The sequence below is a fragment of the Streptomyces sp. NPDC028928 genome (assembly GCF_055564915.1).
Map to the genome: position 1 here is coordinate 97,007 of NZ_JBVHVI010000010.1, position 13,864 is coordinate 110,870.

The 13,864-nt window shown below is 71.7% G+C and carries 9 protein-coding genes; 7 read left to right on the forward strand and 2 right to left on the reverse strand.

Going from position 1 to position 13,864, the window contains the following annotated elements; translation table 11 throughout:
- Window positions 1–77: 77 nt before the first annotated feature.
- The gene (locus ACZ4U1_RS24090; protein WP_467905854.1) at window positions 78–2,747 is read right to left on the reverse strand and encodes an FAD/NAD(P)-binding protein; all 2,670 of its coding nucleotides are present in this window, start codon (window positions 2,745–2,747) and stop codon (window positions 78–80) included.
- A 312-nt stretch (window positions 2,748–3,059) separates the two neighbouring features.
- Here ACZ4U1_RS24090 and ACZ4U1_RS24095 point away from each other — a divergent pair, with 312 nt between their 5' ends.
- Complete coding sequence (locus ACZ4U1_RS24095; RefSeq protein ID WP_467905855.1) at window positions 3,060–4,454, forward strand: glycoside hydrolase family 16 protein; 1,395 nt, start codon at window positions 3,060–3,062, stop codon at window positions 4,452–4,454.
- A 65-nt stretch (window positions 4,455–4,519) separates the two neighbouring features.
- Here ACZ4U1_RS24095 and ACZ4U1_RS24100 read toward each other — a convergent pair whose 3' ends face one another.
- Entirely contained in the window at window positions 4,520–5,410 is an 891-nt protein-coding gene (locus ACZ4U1_RS24100; protein WP_467905856.1) for a helix-turn-helix transcriptional regulator, read from the reverse strand.
- Between the two features lie 146 nt (window positions 5,411–5,556).
- On the opposite strand from ACZ4U1_RS24100, the gene tkt reads away from it, so the two are divergent.
- The 6 genes from tkt to gnd are packed head-to-tail and all read left to right on the forward strand — an operon-like array spanning window position 5,557 to window position 13,859.
- Window positions 5,557–7,632 carry a transketolase gene (gene tkt, locus ACZ4U1_RS24105; RefSeq protein ID WP_467905857.1) on the forward strand — a complete coding sequence of 692 codons (2,076 nt, stop codon included), beginning with the start codon at window positions 5,557–5,559 and terminating at the stop codon, window positions 7,630–7,632.
- 19 nt (window positions 7,633–7,651) lie between these two features.
- Window positions 7,652–8,797, forward strand: coding sequence for a transaldolase (tal, locus tag ACZ4U1_RS24110; protein WP_467905858.1), 1,146 nt, complete (start codon window positions 7,652–7,654; stop codon window positions 8,795–8,797).
- A complete protein-coding gene (gene zwf / locus ACZ4U1_RS24115; RefSeq protein WP_467905859.1) occupies window positions 8,794–10,401 on the forward strand; it encodes a glucose-6-phosphate dehydrogenase in 1,608 nt (535 codons plus the stop codon). The genes tal and zwf overlap by 4 nt, the downstream gene beginning before the upstream one ends.
- Window positions 10,398–11,324 carry a glucose-6-phosphate dehydrogenase assembly protein OpcA gene (opcA, locus tag ACZ4U1_RS24120; RefSeq protein WP_467905860.1) on the forward strand — a complete coding sequence of 309 codons (927 nt, stop codon included), beginning with the start codon at window positions 10,398–10,400 and terminating at the stop codon, window positions 11,322–11,324. The genes zwf and opcA overlap by 4 nt, the downstream gene beginning before the upstream one ends.
- 1 nt (window position 11,325) lies before the next feature.
- Window positions 11,326–12,978, forward strand: coding sequence for a glucose-6-phosphate isomerase (pgi, locus tag ACZ4U1_RS24125; protein ID WP_467905861.1), 1,653 nt, complete (start codon window positions 11,326–11,328; stop codon window positions 12,976–12,978).
- Window positions 12,979–12,980: 2 nt separating this feature from the next.
- Window positions 12,981–13,859 (forward strand): phosphogluconate dehydrogenase (NAD(+)-dependent, decarboxylating), encoded by an 879-nt coding sequence (gnd, locus tag ACZ4U1_RS24130; protein WP_467905862.1) that lies wholly within the window; start codon window positions 12,981–12,983, stop codon window positions 13,857–13,859.
- The last annotated feature ends 5 nt before the right edge of the window (window positions 13,860–13,864 follow it).

A 13,864-nucleotide genomic window follows, 5' to 3' on the forward strand; every position in this document is an offset into this window, starting at 1 on the left:
CGGGCAGCCGTCCCGGCCGACGCCGTACCCTTCGGCTCCGGGTGACGGGTGCCGAGCCGCGGGAGGCGGAGGTCCGGTCAGCCGGGCAGTGCGGCCAGCAACCGCCGGTCGCGGGGCGCCGGTTTGCGGTCGAGGCGGGCGTCCAGCAGGCGGCGGGCCGCGTCGCAGCGGCCCCCCGCGACCAAGGCGTACAGCAGCGACTCCTCGACGACCTCCCGCTGGGCCGCGCTGCCACCGACCCTGCGCAGCACCGGCAGCAGCGCGTCGAGGCCACGGGCCGCCTCCCCGAAGCGTTCCTCGACCAGCGCGGCGAACGCCTCGCACAGCGGCGCGACGACCTCGCGCTGTACGAGATCCGCGCCCAGGGCGTGGTCGCGCAGCCGGCGCAGGCCGGGCAGGTCCCCGGCGGCGGTGAGGGCCACCGCGACGTGCAGTGCGGTGAACGCGGTCGCCGGCCGCTCCAGCAGCTCCCGCTCGACCGAGTCCAGCACGTCGGCCGCGGGCAGTTCGCCCGGCCAGCTGTCGCTCAGCCGCGCCCGCCACAGCAGCGAACCCGAGTCGACCAGGGCCCGTACCCCGGTCACCCGGCCGGGAGCGAGCTGCGCCAACCAGCGCTTGCGGACCGCCGCCGGGTCGTCCAGGGCGAGTTCGTGCAGGGCGATGTGCCAGGAGAAGTGCGCCCGGTGGACCGCGCCGCGGCCCCGGCCGGACACCCAGCGGTCCAGCCAGTCACGGCCGGCCTCGTGCGCGCCCGACTCGTAGTGCACGTGCGCCAGGGCGTGCACGGCGTGTCCGGAGGCGGGCTCGGCGCCCAGCGCCCGGTGCGCGAGCTCGCCCGCCTCGTGCAGACGGCCCTGCCCCTGACGGATGAAGGCGAGCAGCGAGGTGTGGAACCAGTGCCCGTCGTACGCCGGTGACGTCAGGTCGAGCAGACCGAGGGCGTCGTCGTCCTGCAGGTCACTGACGCCGGAGAAGGCGATGGTGGGCACGGCGGCGGCGAGCGCGAGCGCGTCGGCGGGGTGCGCCCTCAGGTGTCGTACGAGCGCCTCGTCGCCGTCGTCGCCGGTGATCCGGCGCGTGACCACGTCCACGAAGGACCGCTCGCGTTCGTCGGCTCGCTCGCGGGCCGAGCGCTGTGCGTCGGCGAGGGCGCGGGGCACGTCGACGGTGGCGCCGCCCTCGTGGCCCAGCAGGGCGAGGGCCGCGTGACCGAGGGCGAAGCCGGGGTCGAGGGCGACCGCGCGGGCGAAGGCCTGCTGGGCTCCGGAGCGGACCTTGAGGACCCGGTCGAGCCCGCCGCGGTAGGCGGCGGCCGCCTCGGCGTGGGTGGTCAGCGCGAGGCCGTGGCCGTCGACGGGGCGGCGGGTCGTACGGGGCCTCGGGGTGAGCGGGGCCAGCAGCTGCTGGGCCAACTCGGCCGCCTGGACGCGGATCTCGGGGATGGCGGTGGTCTCCCACAGCTCGCCCCGGCGCGGGGCGCCCAGTGTGAACAGAGGGAGCCCGGCACCGCCACGGGCGTCGAGGAGGCGGCCGTCCCGGGTCGCGGGGCCCATGCCCAGCGGCCCGGGGACCGCCGTCCCGGACGCGAACAGCGCACGCCACAGCGGGTCGTCGAGGCGCCGTCCCGGGCCGGTGCAGTCGACCACCCAGCCCACGTGCAGCGTCAGGCCGCCGGAGAGCTCGACGGCGAGCGGCCCGCCGTCGGACGCGGTGGCCCGCACGACCGTGCCCGTGTGGACCTGGAGGCGGCGGGCGGTGCGGGCCCGGGAGACGTGCTCGGCGGTGGCGGGGGCCATGCGGTGGCGGTGGGTGTTCCACAGAGCGCCCTCGCGGGCGAGGAACTCCTCCCGCTCCTCGGGGGTGAGGCTGCGCCACAGGCGTGTGGTGTGCGGGCGGAGGCTGTCGAGGCCGGGGCGCCAGTCGCCGTGGGTGCGGACGGAGCGGCTGAGGTGGCGGTAGACGGTACGGCGCAGCCTGCTCAGGGACGTGTCGTACAGGTCCTCCGGGGCGGGCATCACACCGGCCGGGCCGAGTGTGTGCGGCTGGGGCAGCAGGCCGTTGCGGGACAGGGCGTGCACCGTGCGGCCGGGGTGGTCGAGGGTCAGGGCGAGGTCGACGGCGGTCAGGCCCGTGCCGACGAGCAGCACGTCGTCGGTGCCGTCCCGGGCACCGTCCAGGGCGCCCGGCGCCCACGGCGCGCCGACGAAGCGGGACGAGGCGCGCAGGTCCGGCGGGGCCCATGCGGCGGTGGGGGCGGCGGGGCCGGTGGCGAGGACGGCGGCGTCGGCGGTCAGGTGTCCCCCGTCGGCGAGGCGGAGTTCCACCCTGCCGTCGGGGGTGCCGGTGCAGTCCTCCGCCCGGGTGCGCAGCCGGCGTACGGCGACCGTGCCGTGGGCGCGGACGATCGCCTGGCCGAGGGTGTCGGCGAGGTACGCGCCGTAGCGGTACCGGGTGGCGTAGTCGGCGCCGGTGACCTCGGGTTCGCCGTGCCGGCACAGCCAGCGAGTGAAATGGCTGGAATCATCCGGGTAGGCGCTCATGTTGCCCGCGGGCACGTTCAGGCGGTGGCGTGGGTCGCGGGTGGCGTAGGCGATGCCGCGGCCCGCTTCCGGGGCCGGGTCGATCAGCACGACGTCGAGGGGGGTCCGGCGGCGGGTCGCCGTCTCGCAGAGCTGGACGGCGGTCAGGGCGCCTGCCGCGCCGGCTCCGACGATGGCCACGGTGTACCGCTTGCGGGCTTCGGTCACGGATACCTCCGGTGAGGGGCCAGTGGGCTGCGCACCGGCAGCTCAGGGGCACCGGTCGGCTGTTCATACTCTGTTCACAATCGAAGGGCGTCGAGCAATCATGGTTTCAGCCCTTCTGTCCGGGTGTCCGCACAGGAATCCCAGGCGGCTTCAGTCCGTGAACTCCCCCGCGCCACAAGGACTTTCTTTGTTTCAAGCCTTGACGACCACGGGGGCGGAGAGCACATTGGCCGCACCGTGAGAGCGCTCTCAAGCAACAGGGGAGCGCTCTCGCACACCTCCCGCACACACCCCGTACCCGAGAGGCTCCCCATGAGCGCATCCTCCGGCATACCCAGACCCCGCCCGCTGCGGCGCGCGTTCGCCGCCGTCGCCGCCGCCCTCGGCCTGGCCGCGGCCCTCGCCACGGCCGCCACCGCGCCCGCCGACGCCTCCGCGCCCACCCCGCCCTCGGGCTGGACGCAGGTCTTCGTGGACGACTTCAACGGCACGGCCGGCTCCGGCGTGAACACCGCGAACTGGCAGTACGACACCGGGACGTCGTACCCCGGCGGCGCCGCCAACTGGGGCACCGGCGAGGTCGAGACGATGACGTCGAGCACCAGCAACGTCTCCCTGGACGGCAACGGCAACCTGCTCATCACCCCGCGCCGCGACTCCGCCGGCAACTGGACCTCCGGCCGGATCGAGACCCACCGCACCGACTTCCAGCCCCCGGCCGGCGGCAAGCTGCGCGTGCAGGCCCGGATCCAGATGCCCCACGTCACCGGCGCGGCGGCGAAGGGCTACTGGCCGGCGTTCTGGATGCTCGGCGCGCCGTTCCGCGGCAACTACTGGAACTGGCCGGGCATCGGCGAGCTGGACATCATGGAGAACGTGCAGGGCCTGAACACCGACTGGGCCACCATGCACTGCGGCACCAACCCGGGCGGACCGTGCAACGAGACCTCCGGCATCGGCAACTCCACCTCCTGCACCGGCGCCACCTGTCAGGCCGGCTTCCACACCTACGCGATGGAGTGGGACCGCTCGACCAGCCCCGAGGAGATCCGCTTCCTTCTCGACGGCGTCACCTTCCACACGGTGAGGGCGAACCAGGTCGACGCGACGACCTGGGCGAACGCCACCAACCACGGCTACTTCATCATCCTCAACGTCGCGATGGGCGGCGGCTTCCCTGCCGCGTTCGGCGGCGGCCCGGACAGCGGGACCGAGCCCGGCCACCCGATGGTCGTCGACTACGTACAGGTCCTGCAGTCCTCCGGCAGCGGCACCACTCCCCCGCCCACCGGCAACCGGGACGCCTACAGCCCCATCCAGGCCGAGTCCTACGACAGCCAGTCCGGCGTGATTGCGGAGTCCACCACGGACACCGGCGGCGGCCAGGACATCGGGTCCCTCGCGAACGGCGACTGGGCGCTGTACAAGGGCGTCGACTTCGGTTCCACGGCGGCGAAGCAGTTCTACGCGCGGGTCGCGAGCGGCGCGGCGGGCGGGGTCAGCGGGCTGGTCGAGGTGCGCCTGGACAGCCGGGGCAACGCGCCCGTCGGCAGCTTCGCCGTGGGCAACACCGGTGGCTGGCAGTCCTGGCGGACGGTCCCGGCCAACATCGGCGCGGTGACCGGCACGCACGACGTCTACCTGACCTTCACCAGCGGCCAGCCGGCCGACTTCGTGAACGTGAACTGGTTCGACTTCGGCCACTGACCGCAGACGGGGCCGCGGACGAACGACGACCGTCCCGCCCCCTCCCGGCGCGGCCCAGCGAAGCGCTACCGCAGGTCCGCCCGGAACGCCACCGGTGTCTGCCCGGTGTGCAGGTGGAAGAACTTGGAGAAGTTCGCCGCGTCGGGGAAGCCCACGGCCGCCCCGACGCGGCCGATGGGCAGGTCGGTGTGGGCGAGGAGGCGTTTGGCCTCCAGGATGACGCGTTTGTCGATGAAGCCCTTCGGTGTCTCGCCGGTGGCCGCGCGGACGGCGCGGACCAGGGTGCGGCGGGAGTAACCGAGGGCGTCGGCGTAGGCGCTGACGCTGTGGTTGGTGGCGAAGCCCTGCTCGACCGCGTCCCGGAAGCGGGTGAAGGTGCTGTCGGTGTGCCCGCGTGAGGTCTCCGCGGAGCTGGCGGCGAGATGGGCGAGGCGCAGCAGGGCCGCGGTCAGGGTGTGCCGCAGCACCGCCGTGTGCAGGCTGAGCGGGAGCGTGGCGGTGTCCTCGTACTCGCGGCGCAGCTGGTCGAGGGCCGCCTGGAGCGCGGTGAGCTGCGCGGGGTCGGGGTGCAGCAGCGGCGGCAGGTCGTAGCGGTAGAGGCCGGTGGCCTCGACGGTGGCGCGGGGCAGGAAGCCGGGCTGCATGGTGAGGACGGTTCCGCGGTACACGGACTCGCGGGAGAACCGGTGGACCTGTCCGGGGCGGATCCACAGCAGGTCGCCGGCGTCGGCCCGGTACTCGGCGAAGTCGATCATGTGCCGTACGGGGCCGTCGGTGAAGAGCATGACCACGTGGAAGTCGATGCGGTGGACGCGGTGCAGGGGGGCGTCGGCGTGCCAGGTGCGGTCGGTGCCCATGGGGCCGATCTGCATGCCGACGCCGCCGACGGCCAGGTCGGCCGGGAAGGGGAAGGTTCTGATCCCGTCACCCTCAGCTTGGTCCCTTATGGCTGCCATATCCGTTTCGTGCCGTCCCTGTCGCGCGATCACTGTCCCAGATTCACCACAGGCTGACACACCCCGACCTTTCCTCGAAAAAGTCAGACTTTTAAGTTTGAACGCGTCCGGCCAGCCATCCCGTACTGAACGAGGACTTCTTGAAGATGACCACGCAGACTTCCGAGCGCTTCGAGTGGACCGACCTCGACCGGCGCGCCGTGGACACCGCCCGACTTCTGGCGGCCGACGCGGTGCAGAAGGTGGGCAACGGGCACCCGGGCACGGCGATGAGTCTGGCTCCTGCTGCGTACACGATCTTTCAGAAGGTGATGCGACACGACCCGGCCGACCCCGAGTGGGCCGGCCGTGACCGGTTCGTCCTCTCCCCCGGCCACACCTCGCTGACCCTCTACACGCAGCTGTTCCTCGCCGGGTACGAGCTGGAGCTGGACGACCTGAAGGCCTTCCGCACCCACGGCTCGAAGACCCCGGGCCACCCCGAGTACGGGCACACCGCCGGTGTGGAGACCACCACCGGCCCGCTCGGCCAGGGCGTCGCGAACGCCGTCGGCATGGCGATGGCCGCCCGCTACGAGCGCGGCCTGTTCGACCCCGAGGCCCCCGAGGGCACCTCCCCCTTCGACCACACCGTCTGGGCGATCGTCTCCGACGGCGACCTGGAGGAGGGCGTCTCCGCCGAGGCCTCGTCCCTGGCCGGCCACCAGAAGCTCGGCAACCTGGTCTTCCTCTACGACGACAACCACATCTCCATCGAGGGCGACACCGCGACCGCCTTCTCCGAGGACGTGCTGAAGCGGTACGAGGCCTACGGCTGGCACGTGCAGCGGATCGAGCCGGAGGAGAACGGCGATGTCGACGTGCACGCGCTGTACGCGGCGCTGAAGGCCGCCCAGGCCGAGACCGAGCGGCCGTCGATCATCGCGATGCGCACGATCATCGCCTGGCCCGCCCCGAACGCGCAGAACACCGAGGCCTCCCACGGCTCCGCGCTCGGCGCGGAGGAGATCGCCGCCACCAAGCGCGTCCTCGGCTTCGACCCGGAGCAGACCTTCGAGGTGGCCGACGAGGTCCTGAAGCACACCCGGCGGGCCCTGGACCGGGGCGCCGAGGCGCACGCGGCCTGGGACAAGCGGATCGCCGAGTGGCGTGCCGCCAACCCCGAGCGGGCCGCCCTCTTCGACCGGATCGCCAAGGGCGAGCTGCCCGAGGGCTGGGAGGAGAGCATCCCGGTCTTCGAGGAGGGCAAGTCGGTCGCCACCCGCGCCGCCTCCGGCAAGGTGCTGCAGGCGCTCGGCACGGTCCTCCCCGAGCTGTGGGGCGGCTCCGCCGACCTGGCCGGCTCGAACAACACCACCATCGACGCCTCCAGCTCCTTCCTGCCGAAGGGCAACCCGCTGCCCGAGGCCGACCCGTACGGCCGTACCGTGCACTTCGGCATCCGCGAGTTCTCCATGGCCGCGGAGATGAACGGCATCGCCCTGCACGGCAACACCCGGATCTACGGCGGCACCTTCCTCGTCTTCTCCGACTACATGCGCAACGCCGTCCGCATGTCGGCGCTGATGCAGCTGCCGGTGACGTACGTGTGGACGCACGACTCCATCGGCCTCGGCGAGGACGGCCCCACCCACCAGCCGGTCGAGCACCTGGCCTCGCTGCGCGCCATCCCGGGTCTGAACATCGTCCGCCCGGCGGACGCCAACGAGACCGCGATCGCCTGGGCCGAGATCCTGAAGAGGCACGCCACGCACCCCGCCCCGCACGGGCTCGCGCTCACCCGCCAGGGCGTGCCGGTGTACGCGCCGAACGAGGACGCGGCCAAGGGCGGCTACGTACTGCGCGAGTCCTCGACGGAGGTCCCGGAGGTGATCATCATCGCGACGGGCTCCGAGGTGCAGCTGGCCGTGGCCGCGCGGGAGCGGCTGGAGGCCGAGGGCATCGGCACGCGGGTGGTGTCCATGCCGTCCGTGGAGTGGTTCGAGGAGCAGCCGCGCGAGTACCGCGAGCGGGTGCTGCCGCCGGCCGTGAAGGCCCGGGTCGCGGTCGAGGCCGGTATCGCCCTGACCTGGTACCGCTACGTCGGTGACGCGGGACGCATCGTCTCGCTGGAGCACTTCGGTGCCTCCGCCGACGCGGGGACCCTGTTCGCCGAGTTCGGCTTCACCCCCGAGAACGTCGCCGCCGCGGCCCGCGAGTCGCTCGCCGCCGCGCGCGCCTGACACCGACACACAGAGAAAGATGAGCACAGTGACCGAAGCAATCGCGACCCCGGGGGCCCTCAAGCGCCTCGCCGACGAGGGCGTGTCGATCTGGCTGGACGACCTGTCCCGCAAGCGGATCACCTCGGGCAGCCTCGCCGAGCTGGTGGCGAGCGGTAGCGCCGTCGGTGTCACCACCAACCCGTCCATCTTCCAGGCCGCCATCGGCTCCGGCGAGGGCTACGAGGAGCAGCTGGCCGACCTCGCCGTACGGGGTGTGACGGTCGACGAGGCCGTACGGATGATGACGACCGCCGATGTGCGCGACGCCGCCGACATCCTGCGTGACGTGTACGACGCCTCGGGCGGCCGGGACGGCCGGGTCTCCATCGAGGTCGACCCGCGCCTGGCCCACGACACGGAGGCGACCGTCGCCGAGGCCAAGCAGCTGGCCTGGCTGGTGGACCGGCCCAACGTGATGATCAAGATTCCGGCGACCAGGGCGGGCCTGCCCGCGATCACCGAGGTCATCGGCCTCGGCATCAGCGTGAACGTGACCCTGATCTTCTCGCTGGAGCGCTACCGCGAGGTCATGGCCGCCTACCTGGCCGGCCTGGAGAAGGCCCGCGAGCGGGGCGTCGACCTGTCCACGATCCACTCGGTGGCGTCCTTCTTCGTCTCCCGCGTGGACAGCGAGATCGACAAGCGGCTGACCGCCCTCGGCACCGAGGAGGCCCTCGCCCTGAAGGGCCGCGCGGCCCTCGCCAACGCCCGCCTGGCCTACGAGGCCTACGAGGAGGTCTTCGGCTCCGAGCGCTGGCTGGCGCTCGCCGGGGACCGGGCGAACAAGCAGCGCCCGCTGTGGGCGTCCACCGGGGTGAAGGACCCCGCGTACAAGGACACCCTGTACGTGGACGAACTGGTCGCGCCGGGCACGGTCAACACCATGCCGGAGGCCACGCTGAACGCGGTCGCCGACCACGGCGAGATCAGCGGCGACACGGTGACCGGCGGCTACCCGCAGGCCCGTGCCGACCTGGCCGCCGTCGAGCGGCTCGGCATCTCCTACGACGAGGTCGTCCAGCAGCTGGAGGACGAGGGCGTCGCCAAGTTCGAGGCCGCCTGGCAGGAACTGCTGGACGCCGTCGCCACGTCCCTGAGGAGCAAGGGAGCTGACGCCCGATGACCGACAACGCACCCTCCGCCGAGGCGCCCGCACCGCAGGCGCCCGCACCCGAGGCGGTGCGGGTCCCGGTGGCCCCGGCCGCCGACTGGGAGAACCCGCTGCGGGACGCCCGTGACCGCCGGCTCCCGCGCATCGCCGGCCCGTCGGGCCTGGTCATCTTCGGGGTGACCGGTGACCTGTCCCGCAAGAAGCTGATGCCGGCCGTCTACGACCTGGCCAACCGCGGTCTGCTGCCGCCGGGCTTCTCCCTCGTCGGGTTCGCCCGCCGCGAGTGGGAGGACCAGGACTTCGCGCAGGTCGTGCACGACTCCGTGCGCGAGCACGCCCGCACCCCGTTCCGTGAGGAGGTGTGGCAGCAGCTCGCCGAGGGCATGCGGTTCATCCCCGGCGACTTCGACGACGACACCGCGTTCAAGCAGCTGAAGGACGCCGTCGAGGAGCTGGACGCCTCCCGCGGCACCGGCGGCAACTTCGCCTTCTACCTCTCGGTGCCGCCGAAGTTCTTCCCGAAGGTCGTGCAGCAGCTGAAGAAGCACGGCCTGGCGAGCCCGCCGCGGGACTCCTGGCGCCGCGCGGTCATCGAGAAGCCGTTCGGCCACGACCTGGACAGCGCGCGCGAGCTGAACGCGATCGTGCACGAGGTGTTCGAGCCGGACCAGGTGTTCCGCATCGACCACTACCTCGGCAAGGAGACCGTCCAGAACATCCTGGCGCTGCGCTTCGCCAACCAGATGTACGAGCCGATCTGGAACCGGTCGTACGTCGACCACGTGCAGATCACCATGGCCGAGGACATCGGCATCGGCGGCCGGGCCGGCTACTACGACGGCATCGGCGCCGCCCGGGACGTCATCCAGAACCATCTGCTCCAGCTGATGGCGCTGACCGCCATGGAGGAGCCCATCGCGTTCGACGCCGAGGCGCTGCTCACCGAGAAGCTGAAGGTGCTGAAGTCGGTGCGGCTGCCGGAGGACCTCGGCAAGCACACCGTGCGCGGGCAGTACGCGGCGGGCTGGCAGGGCGGCGAGAAGGTCGTCGGCTACCTCGAAGAGGAGGGCATCGACCCCCAGTCGAAGACCGACACCTTCGCCGCGGTCAAGCTGGGCATCGACAACCGCCGCTGGGCGGGCGTCCCCTTCTACCTGCGCACCGGCAAGCGGCTCGGCCGCCGGGTCACCGAGATCGCGGTGGTCTTCAAGCGGGCCCCGCACTCCCCGTTCGACTCCACCGCCACCGAGGAACTGGGCCAGAACGCGATCGTCATCCGCGTCCAGCCCGACGAGGGCATGACGGTCCGCTTCGGCTCCAAGGTGCCGGGCACCTCCATGGAGATCCGGGACGTCTCGATGGACTTCGCCTACGGCGAGTCGTTCACCGAGTCGAGCCCCGAGGCGTACGAGCGGCTCATCCTGGACGTACTGCTCGGCGACGCCAACCTGTTCCCCCGTCACCAGGAAGTGGAAGAGTCCTGGAAGATCCTCGACCCGATCGAGGAGTACTGGACGGCGCACGGCAGGCCGGCGCAGTACGCGTCGGGCAGCTGGGGACCGAGGGAAGCCGACGAGATGCTCGCACGAGACGGACGGAGCTGGCGCAGGCCATGAAGATCGACCTGACCGACACCACGGCAAGCAAGATCAACAAGGCGTTGGTGCAGGGCCGCCGCGCCATCGGTACACCGGCCGTGGGCATGGTCCTGACGATGGTCATCGTCACGGACGAGGAGAACGCCTACGACTCGATCAAGGCGGCCGAGGAGGCCTCGCACGAGCACCCCTCGCGCACCCTGGTCGTCATCAAGCGGCACGCCCGCACCCTGCGCGACCGCACCACCTCCCGGCTGGACGCGGAGGTCCGGGTCGGCTCCGAGGCCGGCACCGGCGAGACGGTCGTGCTGCGCACCTACGGCGAGGTGTCCGACCACGCCGACTCGGTCGTCCTGCCGCTGCTGCTGCCGGACGCCCCGGTGGTCGTGTGGTGGCCGGTGGAAGCGCCGGACGCCCCCGCGAAGGACCCGCTCGGTGCGCTCGCCCAGCGCCGGATCACCGATCTGTACGCCGTCGACCGGCCGCTGGAGGTCCTGGAGACCCGCGTGCGCAACTACGCGCCCGGCGACACCGACCTCGCCTGGACCCGGCTGACCCTGTGGCGGTCGATGCTGGCCGCCGCCCTCGACCAGGCGCGGGTGCGGGTGACCTCGGCGGCGGTCGAGGCCGAACAGGACAACCCCAGCGCCGAACTGCTCGCCCGCTGGCTGCAGGCCCGGCTGAACGTGCCGGTGGACCGCGTGGTGACCAGGGGCCCGTTCGTCACGGCGGTACGCCTCGGCACCGAGAACGGCGAGATCGTCATCGACCGCCCCGAAGGGCCGCTGGCCACGCTGTCCCTGCCGGGCCAGCCGCCGCGCACCCTCGCCCTGAAGGTCCGCGCCACCTCCGAACTGATCGCCGAGGAGCTGCGCCGCCTCGACGCCGACGAGATGTACGCCATCGCCCTGCGGGGCGAGGCAGCCAAGGAGAACGCCTGAGATGGACGGCTTCCCGAAGCTCACCCACCGGCCCGAGTGGACGGCCCTCGCCGACCACCGCGCCCAGGGCCAGCCGCGTCTGCGCGAGCTGTTCGCGGCGGACCCCGGCCGCGCCGAGCGGTACGTCGTGCGGGTCGGCGACCTGCACATCGACTACAGCAAGCAGCTGATCACCGACGAGACCCTGGCCCTGCTCCAGGAACTCGCCGCCGCCACCGGCGTGTTCGCGCTGCGGGACGCCATGTTCCGCGGGGAGAGGATCAACCTCACCGAGAACCGGGCCGTGCTGCACACCGCGCTGCGCGCCTCCCGTGACGCGGTGATCGAGGTCGACGGCGAGAACGTCGTGCCGAAGGTGCACGCCGTGCTCGACAAGATGAGCGACTTCGCCGACCGGGTCCGCTCCGGCGAGTGGACCGGCCACACCGGCAGGCGGATCCGCAACGTCGTCAACATCGGCATCGGCGGCTCCGACCTCGGCCCCGCGATGGCGTACGAGGCGCTGCGCCCGTACACCGCGCGGGAGTTGACGTTCCGGTTCGTGTCGAACGTGGACGGCGCCGACCTGCACGAGGCGACCCGGGACCTGGACCCGGCCGAGACGCTGTTCATCGTGGCGTCCAAGACGTTCACCACGATCGAGACGATCACCAACGCGACCTCGGCGCGGTCCTGGCTGCTGAAGGCCTTCGAGGGCGATGAGAAGGCCGTCGCGAGGCACTTCGTGGCGCTGTCCACGAACGCCGGGAAGGTCACCGAGTTCGGTATCGACCCGGACAACATGTTCGAGTTCTGGGACTGGGTCGGCGGACGGTACTCGTACGACTCCGCGATCGGCCTGTCCCTGATGATCGCCATCGGCCCGGACCGCTTCCGCGAGATGCTCGACGGCTTCCGGATCGTCGACGACCACTTCCGCACCGCCCCGGCCGAGGCCAACGCGCCGCTGCTGCTGGGCCTGCTGGGCATCTGGTACGACAACTTCCACGACGCCCAGACCCACGCGGTGCTGCCGTACTCGCACTACCTGTCGAAGTTCACCGCCTACCTCCAGCAGCTGGACATGGAGTCCAACGGCAAGTCCGTGCAGCGGGACGGCAACCCGGTGGAGTGGCAGACCGGTCCCGTCGTCTGGGGCACCCCGGGCACCAACGGTCAGCACGCCTACTACCAGTTGATCCACCAGGGCACCAAGCTGATCCCGGCCGACTTCATCGGCTTCGCCCGCCCCATCGGCGAGCTGAGCGAGGAACTCCAGGCCCAGCACGACCTGTTGATGGCCAACTTCTTCGCCCAGACCCAGGCGCTCGCCTTCGGCAAGACCGCCGAGGAGGTCCGCGCGGAGGGCGTCGCCGAGGAGCAGGTCGCGCACCGCACCTTCCGCGGCGACCACCCCACCACCACGATCCTCGCCCGGGAGCTGACCCCGTCGGTGCTCGGCCAGCTCATCGCCCTCTACGAGCACAAGGTGTTCGTGCAGGGCGCGGTGTGGAACATCGACTCCTTCGACCAGTGGGGCGTGGAGCTGGGCAAGGTCCTCGCCAAGCGCGTCGAACCGGCCCTCACCGAAGGCGCGGACGTGCCCGGTCTCGACCCCTCCACCACGGCCCTCGTCGCCGCCTACCGCACTCTCAAGAACGCATCGGAGAACTGATCATGCAGCTCGGTCTCATCGGTCTCGGCAAGATGGGCGGCAACATGCGCGAGCGGATCCGCCGCGCCGGCCACCACGTCATCGGCTACGACCGCAACCCGGAGGTCTCCGACGTCAAGAGCCTGGCCGAACTGGTCGAGAAGCTCGACGCGCCCCGCCATGTGTGGGTGATGGTCCCGGCCGGCACGGCCACCCAGACCGTCATCGACGAACTCGGTGACCTGCTGGAGCCCGGCGACACGGTCATCGACGGCGGCAACTCCCGCTGGACGGACGACGAGAAGCACGCCGCCGCCCTCGGCATCAAGGGCATCGGCTTCGTGGACGCCGGCGTCTCCGGCGGTGTCTGGGGCCTGCAGAACGGCTACGCGCTCATGGTCGGCGGCGAGAAGCAGTACGTGGAGCCGCTGCGGCCGATCTTCGAGGCGCTCAAGCCGGAGGGCCCGTACGGCTACGTCCACGCGGGCCGGGTCGGCGCCGGGCACTTCTCCAAGATGGTCCACAACGGCATCGAGTACGCCATGATGCAGGCCTACGCCGAGGGCTGGGAGCTGCTGGAGAAGGTCCACTCGGTGGAGAACGTCCGCGAGGTGTTCCGCTCCTGGCAGGAGGGCACGGTCATCCGCTCCTGGCTGCTGGACCTCGCCGTGAACGCCCTGGACGAGGACGAGCACCTGGAGAAGCTGCGCGGCTACGCGGAGGACTCCGGCGAGGGCCGCTGGACCGTGGAGGCGGCCATCGACAACGCCGTCCCGCTCCCGGCGATCACCGCGTCCCTCTTCGCGCGGTTCGCCTCCCGCCAGGACGACTCCCCGCAGATGAAGATGATCGCCGCGCTGCGCAACCAGTTCGGCGGCCACGCGGTCGAGAAGAAGGACTGACCCAC

Bases quoted from the DNA above. Each gene is read 5' to 3' on its own strand.
- opcA (WP_467905860.1), top strand. From the start codon at position 10,398: ATGAAGATCGACCTGACCGACACCACGGCAAGCAAGATCAACAAGGCG.
- gnd (WP_467905862.1), top strand. From the start codon at position 12,981: ATGCAGCTCGGTCTCATCGGTCTCGGCAAGATGGGCGGCAACATGCGC.
- ACZ4U1_RS24100 (WP_467905856.1), bottom strand. From the start codon at position 5,410: ATGGCAGCCATAAGGGACCAAGCTGAGGGTGACGGGATCAGAACCTTC.
- ACZ4U1_RS24095 (WP_467905855.1), top strand. From the start codon at position 3,060: ATGAGCGCATCCTCCGGCATACCCAGACCCCGCCCGCTGCGGCGCGCG.
- tal (WP_467905858.1), top strand. From the start codon at position 7,652: ATGAGCACAGTGACCGAAGCAATCGCGACCCCGGGGGCCCTCAAGCGC.
- pgi (WP_467905861.1), top strand. From the start codon at position 11,326: ATGGACGGCTTCCCGAAGCTCACCCACCGGCCCGAGTGGACGGCCCTC.
- tkt (WP_467905857.1), top strand. From the start codon at position 5,557: ATGACCACGCAGACTTCCGAGCGCTTCGAGTGGACCGACCTCGACCGG.
- zwf (WP_467905859.1), top strand. From the start codon at position 8,794: ATGACCGACAACGCACCCTCCGCCGAGGCGCCCGCACCGCAGGCGCCC.